Origin of the sequence: Celeribacter naphthalenivorans (assembly GCF_020524585.1) — a bacterium.
In the GTDB taxonomy this organism is placed as follows: domain Bacteria; phylum Pseudomonadota; class Alphaproteobacteria; order Rhodobacterales; family Rhodobacteraceae; genus Celeribacter; species Celeribacter naphthalenivorans.
On sequence record NZ_JAIVLK010000004.1, the window covers coordinates 246,550 to 263,046 of the forward strand.

Consider the following 16,497-nt stretch of genomic DNA (forward strand, 5'->3'; position numbering starts at 1 on the left):
AACACATGGCACTTCGCCTGTCTCGCCTGCGGCACGTGATCACACCGCCGCGGGCCTTTGCCGCAGGCGCAGGCCTGTTGATCGCCGCCGGACAGGCGCCCTTGGGCTTTTGGCCGGTGGCTCTGATCGGCCTCACCATGGCGGCGATCAGCTGGCGCATGGCGCTCACCCCCAAACAGGCCGCCCTGCGCGGCTGGCTTGTCGGGCTCGCGACATTTCTGATCTCGCTCAGCTGGATCGTGAACCCCTTTCTGGTCGAGCCATGGCGGCACGGCTGGATGATCCCCTTCGCGCTGTTTTTCATGGCGGGCGGCCTGGCGCTGTTCTGGGCCTTGGCTTTCTTCTTGGCAAAACGACTCAAAACCGGCTTGCCGGGTTTGGCCGCGTTCTGGGGGCTTATGGAACTGGCGCGGGGGCATGTCTTCACCGGCTTCCCATGGGCCATGCCCGGCTACATCTGGCTCGACACCCCCATCGCGCAGGTGTCCGCCTTCATCGGCCCCTATGCGCTCACCGCGCTGAGTTTCGCCTATGCCGCGCTTTTGGCCCATGTGGTGCTGCGACGCTCCCGCAGGGTGGCGGCGCTGGCGGTCGTCTGTTTCATCGCCACATGGATCGGCGGGGCCTACCGCCTGTCGCAACCGATGCCCCCGGACGCCGCGCATAACATTCGCGTGGTGCAACCCAACGCGCCGCAGCACCTCAAATGGGACCCGGATTACATCCCCGTCTTCTACAATCGCGCGCTCGACCTGACCGCGCCCGATGCCTCCGAAGCCCCCGCCGATCTGGTGATCTGGCCCGAGACCTCCGTCGCAGCCCCGCTCTACGCCGCCGGTCCCTATCTGCGCGAGATTGCCGAAGTGGCCGCCCCCGCCCGCGCCGTTGTCGGTCTCAACCGAGTCGACGGGATGCAGGGTTACAACAGCGCCATTCACCTCGATGAGGCGGGGCAGGTGATCGAAAGCTATGACAAACATCACCTCGTGCCCTTCGGGGAATATATGCCTTTGCCGTGGCTGTTGGAACGGATCGGGCTGCGGGCCTTCACCGCGCAAAATGGCTATGGCTATTCCGCCGGTCCGGGCCCTGAGCTGTTCGATACGGGCGCCTTGGGGCAGGCCCTGCCGCTGATTTGCTACGAGGCGATTTTTCCGCGCGATCTGCGCACGGAGGCCCGGCCCGATTGGCTGTTGCAGATGACCAATGATGCGTGGTTCGGTAAATTTTCCGGGCCGCAACAAGCGCTTGCGCAGGCGCGGTTCCGGGCGATCGAGGCCGGGTTGCCGATGGTGCGCGCCGCCAACACCGGCGTCTCTGCGCTCATTAATGCGCGTGGCGAGGTCTTGGCGCAAATCCCTCTGGGCAGCTCCGGTGCCTTCACTGCGCCGCTGCCCGGAAAGCTCACCGAGACCCCTTATATGCAGCTTAAAGAAGCGCCCGTTTGGGCTTTGTTAATCCTCCTTGTGATAGCAGGATGGGCAGGAACGCGGAGGGGGCCCGGCAGAAAAACCGATTGACCCCCTCCCGCCAGCGGCATATCGCATGTTCATCAACGGCCCACACAACGGCTTCCTGACGTGTGGGCGACATAATCTAATGGAGCACGACCCCCATGTCCCGCCAAGACTACGTATTCACCTCGGAATCCGTTTCCGAAGGTCACCCCGACAAGGTGTGCGACCGCATTTCCGATGCCGTCCTCGACGCTTTGATTTCCGAAGAGCCCGAAGCGCGCGTCGCCTGCGAGACATTCGCCACCACGAACCGCGTCGTCATCGGCGGCGAGATCGGCCTCACCGATCAGGACAAGCTGCGCGGCTACATGGACAAGGTCGACGGTATCGTGCGCGACTGTGTACGCGACATCGGTTATGAACAGGACAAGTTCCATTGGAAGACGCTGGAGGTGACGAACCTCCTGCACGAACAATCCGCCCATATCGCCCAAGGCGTCGATGCCGCGGACAACAAAGACGAGGGCGCCGGCGATCAGGGCATCATGTTCGGCTTCGCGACGAATGAGACCGAGGCGATGATGCCCGCCCCGATCCAATTCTCTCACGCTATTCTGCGCCGTCTGGCCGAGGTGCGCAAAAACGGCACCGAGCCGGTGTTGGGCCCAGACGCCAAGGCGCAGCTTTCCGTGCGCTACAAAGGCGGCAAGCCGGTCGAGGTGTCCTCGCTCGTGTTGTCGACCCAGCATCTGGACGAAAGCCTGACCTCTGACGACGTGCGCGCCATCGTGGCGCCCTACATCGAAGAGGTGCTACCCGACGGCTGGCTGACCGCGAACACGGTCTGGCACGTCAACCCGACCGGCAAATTCGTCATCGGCGGCCCCGATGGCGACGCGGGGCTCACCGGGCGCAAGATCATCGTGGACACCTATGGTGGCGCAGCACCGCATGGTGGCGGGGCGTTTTCCGGCAAGGATCCGACCAAAGTGGACCGTTCGGCTGCCTATGCTGCGCGCTATCTGGCGAAAAACGTCGTGGCGGCGGGGCTGGCCGACAAGGCGACGATCCAGCTCAGCTACGCCATCGGTGTGGCTGCTCCCCTGTCGATCTATGCCGATCTGCATGGCACGGGCAAAGTCGATGAGGCATTGATCGAAGCCGCGATCCCGAAGGTGATGGACCTGACCCCGCGCGGCATCCGCACCCATCTGGCGCTGAACAAACCGATCTACCAACGCACCGCCGCCTACGGCCATTTCGGCCGTGCGCCCGAGGCCGACGGTGGGTTCAGTTGGGAACTTACCGATCTGGCAGAAGCGTTGAACAACGCGGTCTGATCGGCCATAGACAAAAGGGCGGGATTTCCCGCCCTTTTATTTTGGAGCCAGAGAGAGCCATGGTTAAGACAGACACATCCAGCCTGACACAACTCGGCGGCGCGACTGCTTTGCCGGCCTCCCCTGAGGAAGCGGTGCTCGAACGTGTGCCGCACACCCATGAGGGCCAGCGCTATGTGGCGCGGTTTACAGCGCCCGAGTTTACCTCGCTCTGTCCGATGACCGGCCAGCCGGATTTCGGCCATCTGATGATCGACTACATCCCGCGCAAATGGCTGGTGGAGAGCAAATCGCTCAAGCTGTTCCTCGGCTCGTTCCGCAATCACGGCGCGTTTCACGAGGATTGCTCGGTCTATATCGGCAAGCGCCTGACCGAGTTTCTCGACCCCGAGTGGCTGCGCATCGGCGCCTATTGGTATCCGCGCGGAGGCATTCCGATTGACGTGTTTTGGGCCTCGGGACCGGATCCAAAAGACGTCTGGATCCCCGATCAGGGCGTGCCGCCTTACCGTGGGCGCGGGTAATCGCCAACAGGAGGCCGAGATGTCCGAGACCCTGCGCGACCCTTTGGTGATGCTCATGGCCGGGATCGGCATTCCGATCTTTGCCGCCTTGAACGCGCAACTGGGCGCGCGCTTGGGGTCACCTGCTTTGGCGGCCTTGGTCTTCGCCGTTGTCGCCTTCAGTTCGATCTTTGTCTATCGCGCCGTTCTTGGCCCGCCCGTGCCGGTCCGGGAGCTGTTGCACCAACCGGCACATCTGTTTTTCGCGGGTGTGCTCTTTGCCTTCTACATCCTTTCGATCACCACGATCGCGCCCCGCTTCGGCGTGGGGAATGCGGTGTTCTTTGTGCTCTTGGGGCAAATTCTCTCTGCGGGCGTCATCGACCACTTCGGTCTGTTCGGCGCCGCGCGGGCGCCGATTTCCGCGATGCGCGCCGCAGGCATGCTGACCATGGCGGCGGGGCTTTACATGATTCAGCGGGCCTGAGGGCGGGTCCGGTCAGTCTGGATTGCTTTCCATTGCTTTCCAGTCCGTTTCTTGGCAAAAGCCCCGCCGTAACACGCGGGGTTTTCCATGTCTGACGATCAACAGCACCAATCAGGAGCCGAAGAGGGTGGTCACGCCTCCGGCGCACACGAAAGCGGCCACACCTCCGGTGCTCCGTGGCGCAATTTCTATGGCCGTATTCACGGCAAGACGCTCAATCAGGCGCAAAAGGATTACCTCGAAGAGGACCTGCCCAAACTTGCCCCGGGGCCGGTGACCTGGGAAGAAAACCCGGAGCGCGAAAAGCTCGACCTGAGCGCGCGGTTCGGCGGCAAACCCGTTTGGCTCGAGGTTGGCTTTGGCGCTGGCGAGCATCTGATCCATATGGCGCAGAGCTATCCCGATGTGGCGATCATCGGCTGTGAGCCCTATGTCAATGGCGTGGCGTCGTGCCTCGGTCATATCCGTCGTGTGGGCGGCCTCGACAATGTGGCGATCCACGCGGGTGATGCACGTGATCTGTTTGATGTGCTGCCGGACGAAAGTCTCGACAAAGCCTTTCTGAACTACCCCGATCCCTGGCCGAAAGCCCGTCACCACCGCCGTCGTTTCGTGACCGCAGAGCATCTCGAGCCGCTCTACCGCGCGCTGAAACTCGGTGCGGAATTCCGGGTGGCGACCGACATTCCGGATTATGTGCGCCAGACCATGGAAGAGGTGCCGCGCGCAGGGTTTGAATGGCTGGGCGAGAGCGCCGAGGATTGGCGCAAGCCGTGGTCGGATTGGTTCTCGACGCGTTACGAGAAAAAGGCGATCCGCGAAGGCCGCACGCCGCATTACATGACCTTTCGCAAAAACTGACGGAAACATCTGAGTATTTTGGCTGCAATGAAGACAGCCGATAGACCGCCTGCCGGGCTTGCGTTATCAGGTCTCCGGAGAATGTGAGGAGAACGACCCATGTCCAGCCACGGCACCCCGATCCCGATGTCATCGCGCAAGAACGGGCCTTTGAAAGGCACGGCTGCGGTGCCCGGCGACAAATCCATTTCGCACCGGGCGCTGATTTTCGGTGCAATGGCGGTGGGCGAGACCAAGATCACCGGGCTGTTGGAGGGCGAAGACGTGCTCGACACCGCCAAGGCGATGCAGGCCTTGGGCGCTGATGTGGTGCGCGAGGGCGCGGGCGAATGGACCGTGCATGGTGTGGGCGTTGGCGGGTTCACGGAGCCCGAAGACATCATCGATTGCGGCAACTCGGGCACGGGGGTGCGGCTGATCATGGGCTGCGTGGCGACATATGATTTTTGCACGACCTTCACGGGCGACGGTTCTTTGCGCAAACGGCCGATGGCGCGGGTGACCGATCCTTTGGCGCTCTTCGGGACGCGGTCGGTTGGGCGCTCTGGCGGACGTTTGCCGCTGACGCTTGTGGGCGCTGCTGATCCGGTGCCGGTGGAATATGAGACGCCGGTGCCCTCCGCGCAGGTGAAATCCGCAGTTTTGCTTGCGGGGCTCAACGCACCGGGCAAAACCGTGGTGATCGAGAAAGAAGCCACCCGCGACCACACGGAGCGCATGCTCACGGGGTTTGGGGCCGAGGTCGTCACGGAGAAAACCCCCGAGGGCTACAATAAAATCACCCTCACCGGCCGCCCCGAATTGACCCCGCAAGAGGTCGCCGTGCCGCGCGATCCGTCCTCTGCGGCTTTCCCGGTCTGTGCGGCGTTGATCGTCGAAGGCTCGGATATTTTCGTGCCGGGCGTGAGCCAGAACCTGACGCGCAACGGGCTTTACACGACGTTGGTCGAGATGGGTGCCGAGATCGCGTTCGAGAATGAGCGCGAAGAGGGCGGCGAACCGGTGGCCGATCTGCGCGTGAAATACTCGAAACTCAAAGGCATCGAAGTGCCGCCCGAACGCGCCGCCTCGATGATCGACGAATATCCGATCCTGTCGGTGGTTGCGGCCTATGCCGAGGGCACCACGGTGATGCGGGGCGTCAAGGAATTGCGCGTCAAGGAATCGGATCGCATCGACGCCATGGCGCGCGGGCTTGAGGCTTGCGGGGTGACCATCGAAGAGGACGAGGACACGCTGATCGTCCATGGTCAGGGGGCGAACGGCGTCAAAGGCGGCGCCACCTGCGCGACCCATATCGACCACCGGATTGCGATGTCCTTTCTCGTGCTGGGCATGGCCTCGAAAGAGCCGGTGATGGTCGATGACGGCAGCCCGATTGCCACCTCTTTCCCGGTTTTCGAGAAGCTGATGACAGACCTCGGCGCCTATGTGACGCGGAACAACTGAAGCGCGGAAATTGACACGCCCGCGCGGCTGAGTCAGAACTTGTCTCCCGAACTGGAGGTTCACATGAGTTTCTGCATCGCCATCGATGGCCCCGCCGCCGCCGGCAAAGGCACGATTTCCAAAGCTGTCGCCAAGCATTTCGGATTTGCCCATCTCGACACGGGGCTTTTGTACCGTGCGACAGGGGCGAAGACATTCGAAGGGCTGACGCCGATCGAGGCGGCAGAGTCCCTGACGGCGAAGGATTTGGAGCGTGACGATCTGCGTTCGGGCGATGCCGGACAGGCCGCCTCGCGCGTGGCCGCCGTGCCCGAAGTTCGCGCCGCTTTGGTGGACTTTCAGCAGGCCTTTGCCCGTCGTGAAGGCGGTGCCGTTTTGGACGGGCGCGACATCGGTACGGTGATTTGCCCGGACGCCGAAGTGAAGCTCTATGTCATCGCCTCCGACGAGGTGCGCGCGACACGGCGGCATAAGGAATTGGTCGCGAAGGGCGAAGACATCTCTTTGGAGGCCGTCTTGGAAGACCTGCGTGAACGCGACGAGCGCGACGCGGCGCGGGCCACAGCGCCTTTGAAACCCGCCGACGATGCCACCGTGATCGACACGACCGAGATGAGCATCGACGAGGCGGTGGCTCAGGTGATCGCCCTGATCGAGGCCCGGCGGGGATGACGGCCAAGCTCGTCCTCCATCTGCCCGATCACGAGAGGGCGGCCTTGGAGGCGGGCAAGATGGCGTCGCTTTATCCGCGCCTCAAACGCATGATCGAACGGCGCGGCGGCAGGGTGGAGATCGCCCCACGCTTCCCGCCCACAGCGCCGGACGGCAACCTTCATGTCGTTGACAATGCCCGCAAACCGCATCCGGATGTGCTGATTTCTGCGCTGGCCTATCTTGAGGGCTGCTGGCATCTGGACCCCAAAGGCGTGCTGGCCGACAGCTCTATCGCCGAACGCCCTTTCGATCCAGAGACGGTCGATCCGGTGGAGGCGGAGGCCTATGTGGCCACGCTCAGGGTGCGGTTTTCCGACCAGCGCAACTCGCGCTATCATCAAAAGAAATCCGTTGAGGAAATCGACCCAGAGGGCATCGTGGTCTTTCTGCAAGGCCCGCCGCCCTATCGTCGCGGGCATGCCTATATGGGGCTCGATGAGATGCTGCGCACTGTGCTGGAGGGTGCGGGCGGGCGTCCCGTCTACATCAAACCGCATCCGATCCGCAAAGACGAAGGTGTGCAGGTGATCAAGGGCCTGAAAGAGCTGGGTTACAGGCCGATCAAGACCAACGCCAATGTGCATGACCTGTTGCGTCAGGCGGCGGTGACGGTCTCGGCCAATTCGGCGGCCTCTCTCGAAGGCTTCCTGCATGGCACGCCGACGCTTTTGTTCGCGCGCGCCGATTTCGATCAGGTGGCGGGGATCGTGCGGACGCCGGAGGACTTCGCCCCCGCGCTGGAGCAGGCTTTGGCGGGCAGGCGTGATTACACGAAATTTCTCACTTGGTATTTCTCGCAATGCCTGTGGCTGGACGATCCGGAGTTCGAGGCGCAGGTCATGCGCCGCTTTGCGGAGATCGGATTTGATGCCGACCGGCTTGGGTTGTCAGATATTTCATGAGGTGAGCGGATCGTTTCTGCTCAGCGGCATCGGCGCCGGGGCAAAACGGCGCGTTTTTGTTTAATGAAAACAAAACTCTGCGGAAAGGGTGGAGCGGGATGTGCGTTTCGGGAGATTTGTGTGTCGCTGCAGGTGCGCGCAGATTGAGGGCAACGCAACCTCTCTTGGAGACATCTCATGTTTCTCGACAAATTGAACTGGCGCTATGCCACCAAAGTTATGGACCGGTAGAAACCGGTGGACGAGGCCAAAGTGGCCCGGATCGTCGAAGCCATCCGCATGGCGCCGACTTCGTCCGGGCTTCAGCCCTTTCACCTCTTCGTCATCCGCAACGCCGAGCTGAAATCCAAACTCAAAGCGGCGGCCAATGCCAAGGATTTGGTGACGGACAGTTCGCATTTCTTGGTCTTCGCCGCGTTTGACACCTACACGGAGGCGCGGATCGATGCGGTCGTGGCCCGTCATGCGGTCGAACGTCCGGGCACCGAGGCGGCACTCGACACCTATTACGACACGCTCAAGGCGTCTTACCTGCCGCGCCCGGATGACGTGAATTTCGATCACGCCGCACGTCAGACCTATAATGCACTGGGCTTTGCGCTGGCTGCCGCCGCCGAGCTTGAGGTCGACAGCACGCCGATGGAGGGGGTCGACAACGCGAAATTCGATGAGATTCTCGGGTTGAAAGACAAAGGCCTCAAATCCGTCGTGGCGCTTGCGCTTGGCACGCGACAGGCCGAGAGCGATTGGCTTTTGCCGCTCAAAAAGGTTCGCACGCCAGCCTATGATCTGGTCACGGATTTGAATTGAGCCGCAGCGTGATCTTTTGAGGTGCTCAGCTGTGCTAAAATATATGTGACTTTGATGGAGGTGGCCAAAATTTTGCGGCCACCTTTTCTTTTTTGAACAGTGCTGTGCGAATTTATCTTGCCTGTTCCCTTACGCTGGGGCAATTTCGCGCGACTGCATGGACTGTGCAGTTGGACTTTTGCGCGAGGAGGACCCGATATGGAGCGCCGCGTAACCCCCTATGTACAAGTTCTGTATCGTTCTGTTGCCCGCCATGAAGATTTTCACCCCTCGGATCTCGACATCCTGCGGACCGCCATCAAATTCAATGCCGATCATGATGTGACCGGCATCCTGCTGCGCATCGACGAGCAGTTCTTTCAGGCGCTGCACGGTCCGGTGCTGCATATCGACGCGCTCATGACCCGCATCGCGGCTGACGACCGGCATCAGAATGTAGAGATTCTGCTGCACGAAGAGGCTATGGAAACCTCGCCCTTTGCCGATTGGTCGATGTCCTATGACTCGATCCTCGGTTTCGAGCAGGAGTTAGGGCTGCAGGAGGACAACAGCTATCCGGTGATCACTCCCGATCGCGCCCGCGAACTCATCGCACTCTTCGCCAAAACCGCCACCAGCGTCGCCACCTACGGCTCCGCCTTCCCCTACGCGCGGCTCTCGGGCGAAAACGACGCAGCCTATCTTGAGCGTCTCGACGGATTGGCGTGAGGGCGGGGCAAAGCTGATTTCCCTTGCTTTTCACGGGATTCGCGCCTATACGCGCGCCAGTCTATGAGGCCATCAGACGTCATCAAGACACTCCGGGCAGGGTCGAAGAACAGCTTCGGCCCTGATTTGTGTTTTTCCCGCAGTGCCTTCTGAGCGTTGGTTTTATAGGCAATCTGAAATCAAGACCGGTGGAGACAACCGCCCGGCCCGCATAAACGTATGAAAAGGAATCTAGAGACCACATGGCTCAGAACGTATCTATGGAGGATTTCGAAGCCCTCCTGAATGAAAGCTTCGAAATTGACACCCCGGCCGAGGGCTCGGTTGTCAAAGGCAAAGTGATCGCGATTGAAGCAGGTCAAGCCATCATCGACGTCGGCTACAAAATGGAAGGCCGCGTTGATCTGAAAGAATTCTCCAACCCGGGCGAAGCACCCTCCGTGGCCGTTGGCGACGAAGTCGAAGTGTTCCTCGACCGCGTTGAAAACGCCCGTGGCGAAGCCGTCATCTCCCGCGACAAAGCCCGTCGCGAAGAAGCCTGGGATCGTCTCGAAAAAGCCTACGCTTCCGAAGAGCGCGTCGAAGGCGCCATCTTTGGCCGCGTCAAAGGCGGTTTCACCGTCGATCTGGGCGGCGCTGTTGCCTTCCTTCCGGGCTCCCAAGTCGACGTCCGTCCGGTGCGCGACGCTGGCCCGCTCATGGGTCTCAAGCAGCCGTTCCAAATCCTCAAGATGGACCGTCGTCGTGGCAACATCGTTGTCTCCCGTCGTGCGATCCTCGAAGAGTCCCGTGCAGAACAGCGCGCTGAAGTCATCGGCAACCTCACCGAAGGTCAGACCGTTGACGGTGTCGTCAAGAACATCACCGAATACGGTGCCTTTGTGGACCTCGGCGGTGTCGACGGCCTGCTGCACGTCACCGACATGGCATGGCGCCGTGTGAACCACCCGTCCGAGATCCTCTCCATCGGCGAGACGATCAAGGTTCAGGTGATCAAGATCAACAAAGACACTCACCGTATCTCCCTCGGCATGAAACAGCTGCAGGACGATCCGTGGGATTCTGTTGAAGCCAAATACCCGCTCGAATCCGTGCACACCGGCCGCGTGACCAACATCACCGACTACGGCGCATTCGTTGAGCTGGAAGCTGGCGTTGAAGGTCTGGTTCACGTCTCCGAGATGTCCTGGACCAAGAAGAACGTCCACCCGGGCAAAATCGTCTCCACGAGCCAAGAAGTGGAAGTCATGGTGCTCGAGATCGACCCGTCCAAGCGTCGCGTGTCCCTCGGCCTCAAACAAACCATGCGCAACCCGTGGGAGCTCTTTGCCGAGACTCACCCGGAAGGCACTGTGGTCGAAGGCGAAGTCAAGAACATCACCGAATTCGGTCTGTTCGTGGGTCTGCCGGGCGACATCGACGGCATGGTTCACCTCTCCGACCTGTCTTGGGAAGAGCGTGGCGAGGATGCCATCCAGAACTACCACAAGAACGACATGGTCAAAGCCGTCGTCACCGAAGTGGACGTGGAAAAAGAGCGTATCTCTCTCTCCATCAAAGCTCTCGACGACAGCTTCTCCGGTGCGGTTGAGGGCGTGAAGCGCGGCTCCATCGTGACCGTGACCGTGACCGCCATCGAAGACGGCGGCATCGAAGTGGAATATGAAGGTGCGAAATCCTTCATCCGCCGCTCCGACCTGTCCCGTGACCGTGCGGAACAGCGCCCCGAGCGCTTCCAGATCGGTGACCACATCGATGTGCGCGTGACCAACGTGGATCAGAAAACCCGTCGTCTGGGTCTGTCCATCAAAGCACGCGAAATCGCGGAAGAGAAAGAAGCCGTCGAACAGTACGGTTCCTCCGACTCCGGCGCGTCCCTGGGTGATATCCTCGGCGCGGCTCTGAAGTCCGGCGACGAGTAATCTCCTCCGAGAGACTGATAGAAAGGCCCCGCTTTTGCGGGGCCTTTTTTATGTGATCTCTTTCGTGCGGTAAAAATCGTTTTCGTCTGAATTTTGCAGTGAAACAGAGCGGAAAAGCGGTTTGCCATCGCAAAGTGGCCCGAATCGCTTTGGCCTTTGCCGCGACGCGGCAAATCGGGTGGTGCGGGGAAAAGCCCAGATTCGCATCGGCAAGTTGGATTTTTAGGCTAAAACTCAGCACATTAGGGCAAAAAAATCTTGCTCCGTCCCCTACGAGACGCTTCCCCGGATCGTGATCCCATCCTATAGTCAGTCTATGAAAAACACATGCGGACGACGATGTTGCTGCATGAGATGAGAACGCAAAAAGCGCCTGATATGTAAGGGGGGACTTTCATGATCCGGTCCGAGCTGATCCAGAAGATCGCCGACGAGAACCCGCATCTTTATCAACGAGATGTGGAGCGTATCGTAAATACGATTTTCGAGGAAATCATCGAAGCGATGGCGCGTGGCGATCGGGTGGAGCTGCGCGGTTTTGGCGCGTTTTCCGTCAAGAAGCGCGATGCCAGAATGGGGCGCAACCCGCGCACCGGCGAGAGCGTGCCTGTTGAGGAAAAACACGTGCCGTTCTTCAAAACCGGTAAGCTGCTGCGCGACCGTTTGAACGACGAATAAGACGATAGAGGCCTCCCCATGCGATACATCCGTTACGCTTTTCTCGCGGCGCTTGCCGTGGTGTTGGTGACTGTTGCCATCGCGAACCGGGGCACGGTGACCCTCAATCTTCTGCCCGCCGATTTGGCAGTGCTGAGCGGCGTGTCGATGTCGATCAGCCTGCCGCTCTTTGTGGTGATCTTTGGTGCCATCGTAGCGGGGCTTTTGATCGGCTTCGTCTGGGAATGGATGCGCGAATACAAACACCGCTCCGCCGCCTCGACGCATAAGCGCGAGAAGGAACAGTTGGCCCGCGAAGTGAGCAAGCTGAAAACCGACAAGGCGAAGAAAGAGGGCGACGAAGTCCTCGCTTTGCTGGAACGCTGACCCGCGAGCCCCGGACAGACTGATGGACACACGCGTAAAAATCTGCGGGCTGAAAACGCCCGAGGCGGTCGCCGCTGCCGTGGACGCAGGGGCGCAGTACTTGGGCTTTGTCTTCTTTCCGAAATCCCCGCGTCACGTCGAGGTCGCCACCGCACGCGATCTGGCGATGGAAGTGCCGGTGGGCGTCGCGAAAGTGGCGCTTGTGGTCAATCCGACAGATGCGGAACTCGACCGCATCACCTCAGAGGTGCCGCTCGATATGTTGCAGCTTCACGGCAAGGAAAGCCCGGAGCGGGTTGCGGACGTGCGCGCGCGCTACGGCTTGCCGGTGATGAAGGCCGTGGGCGTGGCAACCGCCGAAGACGTGCCCGCGCTCGACGCTTATGGCATGGTCTGCGACCAGCTTTTGGTCGATGCCAAAGCCCCGAAAGGCGCGGACTTGCCGGGTGGCAATGGTCTGGCCTTTGACTGGCGGCTGATTTCCAAACGCGCCTGGAACCGGCCCTGGATGCTGGCGGGCGGGCTGACGCCGGAGAATGTCGTCTTGGCGATCCAGATGACGGGTGCGAAGCAGGTGGATGTCTCCTCCGGCGTGGAAAGCGCGCCGGGGGTCAAGGATGCGGCGAAAATCCGTGCCTTTATCGAGGCAATCCGCGCGGCTTGACCGGCAATCCATGAGTATTTTTGCAGCAAAGGAAACGGGCGCGCTTTACGGTGCCGGGCCTCTGCGCTACATCCTGTGAGATCCGCAAAGGAGCATCGCGATGAACGATCTTTTCAACAGCTTCATGAGTGGCCCCGACGAGAAGGGCCGCTTTGGTATCTACGGCGGGCGGTTCGTGTCGGAGACACTGATGCCGCTGATCCTCTCCTTGGAAGAGGAATACAACAAGGCCAAGGACGATCCGGCGTTCTGGGAAGAGATGCGCGATCTCTGGAAGCATTACGTGGGCCGTCCGTCGCCGCTCTATTTTGCGGAGAAGATGACCGACGAGCTGGGTGGCGCGAAGATTTATCTCAAGCGCGAAGAGTTGAACCACACTGGCGCGCATAAGATCAACAATGTGCTGGGGCAGATTTTGCTCGCGCGTCGTATGGGCAAAACCCGGATCATCGCTGAAACCGGCGCGGGCCAGCACGGCGTAGCGACGGCGACGGTCTGTGCCAAATTCGGTCTGGAGTGCATCGTCTACATGGGCGCCACCGACGTGGAGCGGCAAAAGCCGAATGTCTTCCGCATGCAGCTTTTGGGCGCCAAGGTTGTGCCGGTGGAGTCCGGTCGCGGCACGCTTAAGGATGCGATGAACGACGCGCTGCGCGATTGGGTGACCAATGTGCGCGACACGTTTTATTGCATCGGCACGGTGGCGGGGCCGCACCCCTATCCGGCGATGGTGCGCGATTATCAGGCCATCATCGGTCAGGAAACCCGCTGGCAGCTGGCCGAGCAAGAAGGCGAAGGTCGTCTTCCCGATACGCTCGTGGCGGCTGTGGGTGGTGGCTCGAACGCCATGGGGCTGTTCCACCCGTTCCTTGACGATGAGAGCGTGAACATCATCGGCGTCGAGGCCGGTGGTCACGGCGTTGACGACCGGATGGAGCATTGCGCCTCTCTGACGGGCGGTCGTCCGGGCGTTTTGCACGGCAACCGCACCTACCTGTTGCAGGACGAAGACGGGCAAATCCTCGAAGGTCATTCGATCTCTGCGGGTCTGGATTATCCGGGGATCGGGCCGGAGCACAGCTGGCTGCATGACACCAAGCGCGCGACTTACGTGTCGATCACGGATAAGGAGGCGCTTGAGGCCTTCCAATTCTGTTGCCGCACGGAGGGTATCATCCCGGCGCTCGAATCGAGCCATGCGGTGGCCCATGTGATGAAAATCGCGGGCGATTTGCCGAAGGATCACATCATCGTTGTGAACCTTTCGGGGCGGGGTGACAAAGACATCTTCACCGTGGCGCGCCATCTGGGCGCGGACCTCGCAGGTGAAGAAGGCCGCGACATGGAGTGATCGCACTCTGAAAGTCTTTGGCAAAAGCCGTCCCTTGGGGCGGCTTTTTTTATGCGTCCGCAGCGTGGCGTCGCAAAATGTCCAAAGGCACGATCTCTAGCGCTCGCAAATGCGTGGCGGCCAGCGTCACCTGCGGCGCACAGCCTTCGTCATGGGCTTGGAGGAACCGCGCGGCGCAGAGGCACCACTGATCCCCCGGTTTCAGACCGGCAAAGCCATATTCCGGGCGCGGGGTCGACAGGTCATTGCCGACATACTTCGAATAGGCCAGAAACTCCGCCGTCATCACCGCGCAGACCGTGTGGCTGCCATGATCCTCGGCGCAGGTGTTGCAGGCGCCATCGCGGAAAAATCCAGTCACAGGATCGGTGGAGCAGGGCGCGAGCGTGCCGCCCAAGACATTGAGGGAAGGGGCCTTTTCCATTTTGATCTCCATCACAGTTGTGGCGCGATCCAGTCGATCCAGCGCCCGTGAAAATCGAACCGCCCGAGGTCGTATTCTGTACCGCCGGGCCAAAGCGTGAGCGTCAGCTTTGCACCGGGTCCATGCCCATCGGCCTCCATGGCAAGGCGCGCGAGTGGTGCGTCTTCCGTGGCGCGCGCGCCGGCTTCCGCCAACAAGGCCTCCCCCCGATCCTGGGTGTCTTGCGGGAAATATTGCCAAGCCACCGTATGGTAAACCAGATGCAGACGCCCGTCCAAGCGTTGCGACAGTCTCGCCTCTAGCCAATCGATGGCGTCGGCTTGGTCCACGCGCGGCGGATGCTTTGCGGCCAGATCGAGCGCGGCAGAGATGCGCTTGAACCGTGCCGACTGGTCGGGCCAGATGAAGGACAAAAGCCTGAGCCGTTCCGACACCGGATCACGCGGGCTGAGGTCCACGCCTTGTCGGTCTGCGACGGTAAATCCCTGTGGCTTTGGCGCGTGGCTGCGCCAATCGGGCGTCAAGATCACGGGGCTGTCCGAGGGGCCGAAATCCCCGCCGGGCGCGCAGAGGCGAAAGCGGTCGAAATTCAGGTTCAACCCCGCACTCGCGCCCAATTCCGACAGAACCAAGGGCAGGTCAAACCGTTCGGTCAAAGCATCGGCCGCAAGGATCAGCGCTGCCGCCCGGGCCACTTCGTTGGTTTGCGGCGCATCGTTCAGGCGTTCACTGACATAGCTCTCATGTCGGGAGATGGCGGCACAGGCGGCCTCGTGCAGCTCCGCCTCTGTCGGGCCATGCGGCGGGTAGAATGAGGCCAATTCCGGGTCTTGCCCCTCAATCACAAGCCCATGCAAAGCGCCCGCCAGACGCAGCGGGACAGAGGCGCCATGGCCGGAAATGTCGCCGGGCCAAGTGGTGATGCGCCTGGCTATGGGGCCGGCGGGCAGGCCGAGATTGGCAAACCCCTCAAGCAGCGTGGCGGTGAACGGCGAACCAAGGTTCCGGCAGGCGCGGGCCTGATCGAGGAACGCCGCGCACCACCTCATTGGAATTTGTCTTTGAGCTTTTGCAGCGGCGAGCGGGTGTCCTCGGCGGGCGGTTCCGGTGTTTTTGCCGGTTGCGCCTTTTGCGGTTTGGTCCCGGTCGAGCTGCGCGGCGGTGCGGTTCTGAGCGCGACCGCATTGGAAAACTTTGCAGGCTCATCATCGGCCAGAGCGGCGGCACCATCGGAGCAGCCGCGGATCACATCGTCGAGCCAGTCTTGTTCGGCCTTGGCGAAATCCGACAACACATAGGGTGCCACACGGTCCTTATGCCCCGGATGCCCGATGCCGAGCCGCACGCGGTCATACTCCGCACCGATATGCTGATGGATCGAACGCAGCCCGTTATGCCCCGCATGTCCGCCGCCGGATTTGACCCGCACCTTGCCAGGCGCCAGATCCAGCTCATCGTGGAACACCACCACATCGGCGGGGGTGAGTTTGTAGAACCGCATCGCCTCGCCGACGGCTTGGCCCGAGAGGTTCATGAAGGTTTCGGGCTTGAGCAAAATCACCTTGTCGCCGCCCAGACGCCCCTCGGTCATCTGGCCCTGAAACTTCGCCCGCCACGGGCCAAATCCATGATCCTCGGCGATCCGGTCCAGAACCATAAAGCCGATATTGTGACGGTTGTGCGCGTATTTCGCGCCGGGGTTGCCGAGGCCAACGAAGAGTTTCATGCGGGTCTCCTTTGGACATGACACCTAAAGCCTCTGCGCCGGATTTGCGAGTCCCCCTGACATGCGAAAGGCCACAACGAAAAACGCGGGCCCCGAAGGACCCGCGTTTCAAATCTCGCCAGAGGCTGCGGAGGA

General features: G+C 61.2%; 18 protein-coding genes and 1 riboswitch. Of the genes, 15 read left to right on the top strand and 3 right to left on the bottom strand.

The features are described 5' to 3' along the window. The first annotated feature begins 5 nt into the window (after positions 1–5). The 15 genes from lnt (at position 6) to trpB (ending at position 14,212) form a co-directional block, all read left to right on the top strand. Positions 6–1,520: an apolipoprotein N-acyltransferase gene (gene lnt / locus LC094_RS10610; RefSeq protein ID WP_226552702.1), complete on the top strand. Its 1,515-nt coding sequence runs from the start codon at positions 6–8 to the stop codon at positions 1,518–1,520. Between the two features lie 36 nt (positions 1,521–1,556). Then, positions 1,557–1,607: riboswitch (SAM-SAH riboswitch) on the top strand. Positions 1,608–1,615: 8 nt separating this feature from the next. Continuing rightward, positions 1,616–2,797, top strand: a complete 1,182-nt coding sequence (metK, locus tag LC094_RS10615) for a methionine adenosyltransferase (protein ID WP_226552704.1) — start codon at positions 1,616–1,618, stop codon at positions 2,795–2,797. Positions 2,798–2,856: 59 nt separating this feature from the next. After that, positions 2,857–3,321: a preQ(1) synthase gene (gene queF / locus LC094_RS10620; RefSeq protein ID WP_226552706.1), complete on the top strand. Its 465-nt coding sequence runs from the start codon at positions 2,857–2,859 to the stop codon at positions 3,319–3,321. Between the two features lie 19 nt (positions 3,322–3,340). Next, positions 3,341–3,787, top strand: a complete 447-nt coding sequence (locus tag LC094_RS10625; RefSeq protein ID WP_226552708.1) for a DMT family transporter — start codon at positions 3,341–3,343, stop codon at positions 3,785–3,787. A gap of 87 nt (positions 3,788–3,874) precedes the next feature. Next, positions 3,875–4,648 (top strand): tRNA (guanine(46)-N(7))-methyltransferase TrmB, encoded by a 774-nt coding sequence (trmB, locus tag LC094_RS10630; protein WP_226552710.1) that lies wholly within the window; start codon positions 3,875–3,877, stop codon positions 4,646–4,648. Positions 4,649–4,747: 99 nt separating this feature from the next. After that, positions 4,748–6,097: a 3-phosphoshikimate 1-carboxyvinyltransferase gene (gene aroA, locus LC094_RS10635; RefSeq protein WP_226552711.1), complete on the top strand. Its 1,350-nt coding sequence runs from the start codon at positions 4,748–4,750 to the stop codon at positions 6,095–6,097. 63 nt (positions 6,098–6,160) lie between these two features. Continuing rightward, entirely contained in the window at positions 6,161–6,769 is a 609-nt protein-coding gene (locus LC094_RS10640; RefSeq protein ID WP_226552713.1) for a (d)CMP kinase, read from the top strand. After that, entirely contained in the window at positions 6,766–7,713 is a 948-nt protein-coding gene (locus tag LC094_RS10645) for a hypothetical protein (RefSeq protein WP_226552715.1), read from the top strand. Before LC094_RS10640 ends, LC094_RS10645 begins: the two co-directional genes overlap by 4 nt. 237 nt (positions 7,714–7,950) lie before the next feature. Beyond that, on the top strand, positions 7,951–8,523 hold the full coding sequence (locus LC094_RS10650) for a nitroreductase family protein (protein ID WP_226552717.1): 573 nt from the start codon (positions 7,951–7,953) through the stop codon (positions 8,521–8,523). Positions 8,524–8,721: 198 nt separating this feature from the next. Further along, entirely contained in the window at positions 8,722–9,231 is a 510-nt protein-coding gene (locus tag LC094_RS10655; protein WP_226552719.1) for a BLUF domain-containing protein, read from the top strand. 242 nt (positions 9,232–9,473) lie between these two features. Beyond that, positions 9,474–11,153: a 30S ribosomal protein S1 gene (rpsA, locus tag LC094_RS10660; protein ID WP_226552721.1), complete on the top strand. Its 1,680-nt coding sequence runs from the start codon at positions 9,474–9,476 to the stop codon at positions 11,151–11,153. A 396-nt stretch (positions 11,154–11,549) separates the two neighbouring features. Then, on the top strand, positions 11,550–11,831 hold the full coding sequence (gene ihfB / locus LC094_RS10665; protein WP_167601791.1) for an integration host factor subunit beta: 282 nt from the start codon (positions 11,550–11,552) through the stop codon (positions 11,829–11,831). A gap of 18 nt (positions 11,832–11,849) precedes the next feature. Continuing rightward, a complete protein-coding gene (locus LC094_RS10670) occupies positions 11,850–12,197 on the top strand; it encodes a LapA family protein (RefSeq protein WP_226552723.1) in 348 nt (115 codons plus the stop codon). Between the two features lie 22 nt (positions 12,198–12,219). After that, positions 12,220–12,861, top strand: coding sequence for a phosphoribosylanthranilate isomerase (locus LC094_RS10675; protein WP_226552725.1), 642 nt, complete (start codon positions 12,220–12,222; stop codon positions 12,859–12,861). A gap of 100 nt (positions 12,862–12,961) precedes the next feature. Then, positions 12,962–14,212 (top strand): tryptophan synthase subunit beta, encoded by a 1,251-nt coding sequence (gene trpB / locus LC094_RS10680; protein ID WP_226552727.1) that lies wholly within the window; start codon positions 12,962–12,964, stop codon positions 14,210–14,212. Positions 14,213–14,261: 49 nt separating this feature from the next. On the opposite strand, the gene LC094_RS10685 is transcribed toward trpB, so the two are convergent. From LC094_RS10685 to pth, 3 genes are read right to left on the bottom strand one after another with little or no spacing between them, the layout of a single operon-like run. Beyond that, positions 14,262–14,636, bottom strand: a complete 375-nt coding sequence (locus LC094_RS10685; RefSeq protein WP_226552728.1) for a DUF2237 family protein — start codon at positions 14,634–14,636, stop codon at positions 14,262–14,264. An 11-nt stretch (positions 14,637–14,647) separates the two neighbouring features. Continuing rightward, the gene (locus tag LC094_RS10690) at positions 14,648–15,685 is read right to left on the bottom strand and encodes a DUF2332 domain-containing protein (RefSeq protein ID WP_226552730.1); all 1,038 of its coding nucleotides are present in this window, start codon (positions 15,683–15,685) and stop codon (positions 14,648–14,650) included. Further along, positions 15,682–16,362, bottom strand: coding sequence for an aminoacyl-tRNA hydrolase (gene pth / locus LC094_RS10695; RefSeq protein ID WP_226552733.1), 681 nt, complete (start codon positions 16,360–16,362; stop codon positions 15,682–15,684). The genes LC094_RS10690 and pth overlap by 4 nt, the downstream gene beginning before the upstream one ends. Positions 16,363–16,497: the final 135 nt, after the last annotated feature.

Bases quoted from the DNA above. Each gene is read 5' to 3' on its own strand.
- LC094_RS10645 (WP_226552715.1), top strand. From the start codon at position 6,766: ATGACGGCCAAGCTCGTCCTCCATCTGCCCGATCACGAGAGGGCGGCC.
- LC094_RS10685 (WP_226552728.1), bottom strand. From the start codon at position 14,636: ATGGAAAAGGCCCCTTCCCTCAATGTCTTGGGCGGCACGCTCGCGCCC.
- metK (WP_226552704.1), top strand. From the start codon at position 1,616: ATGTCCCGCCAAGACTACGTATTCACCTCGGAATCCGTTTCCGAAGGT.
- LC094_RS10625 (WP_226552708.1), top strand. From the start codon at position 3,341: ATGTCCGAGACCCTGCGCGACCCTTTGGTGATGCTCATGGCCGGGATC.
- trpB (WP_226552727.1), top strand. From the start codon at position 12,962: ATGAACGATCTTTTCAACAGCTTCATGAGTGGCCCCGACGAGAAGGGC.
- LC094_RS10670 (WP_226552723.1), top strand. From the start codon at position 11,850: ATGCGATACATCCGTTACGCTTTTCTCGCGGCGCTTGCCGTGGTGTTG.
- pth (WP_226552733.1), bottom strand. From the start codon at position 16,362: ATGAAACTCTTCGTTGGCCTCGGCAACCCCGGCGCGAAATACGCGCAC.
- trmB (WP_226552710.1), top strand. From the start codon at position 3,875: ATGTCTGACGATCAACAGCACCAATCAGGAGCCGAAGAGGGTGGTCAC.
- ihfB (WP_167601791.1), top strand. From the start codon at position 11,550: ATGATCCGGTCCGAGCTGATCCAGAAGATCGCCGACGAGAACCCGCAT.
- queF (WP_226552706.1), top strand. From the start codon at position 2,857: ATGGTTAAGACAGACACATCCAGCCTGACACAACTCGGCGGCGCGACT.
- LC094_RS10690 (WP_226552730.1), bottom strand. From the start codon at position 15,685: ATGAGGTGGTGCGCGGCGTTCCTCGATCAGGCCCGCGCCTGCCGGAAC.
- rpsA (WP_226552721.1), top strand. From the start codon at position 9,474: ATGGCTCAGAACGTATCTATGGAGGATTTCGAAGCCCTCCTGAATGAA.
- LC094_RS10640 (WP_226552713.1), top strand. From the start codon at position 6,161: ATGAGTTTCTGCATCGCCATCGATGGCCCCGCCGCCGCCGGCAAAGGC.
- LC094_RS10675 (WP_226552725.1), top strand. From the start codon at position 12,220: ATGGACACACGCGTAAAAATCTGCGGGCTGAAAACGCCCGAGGCGGTC.
- lnt (WP_226552702.1), top strand. From the start codon at position 6: ATGGCACTTCGCCTGTCTCGCCTGCGGCACGTGATCACACCGCCGCGG.
- aroA (WP_226552711.1), top strand. From the start codon at position 4,748: ATGTCCAGCCACGGCACCCCGATCCCGATGTCATCGCGCAAGAACGGG.
- LC094_RS10655 (WP_226552719.1), top strand. From the start codon at position 8,722: ATGGAGCGCCGCGTAACCCCCTATGTACAAGTTCTGTATCGTTCTGTT.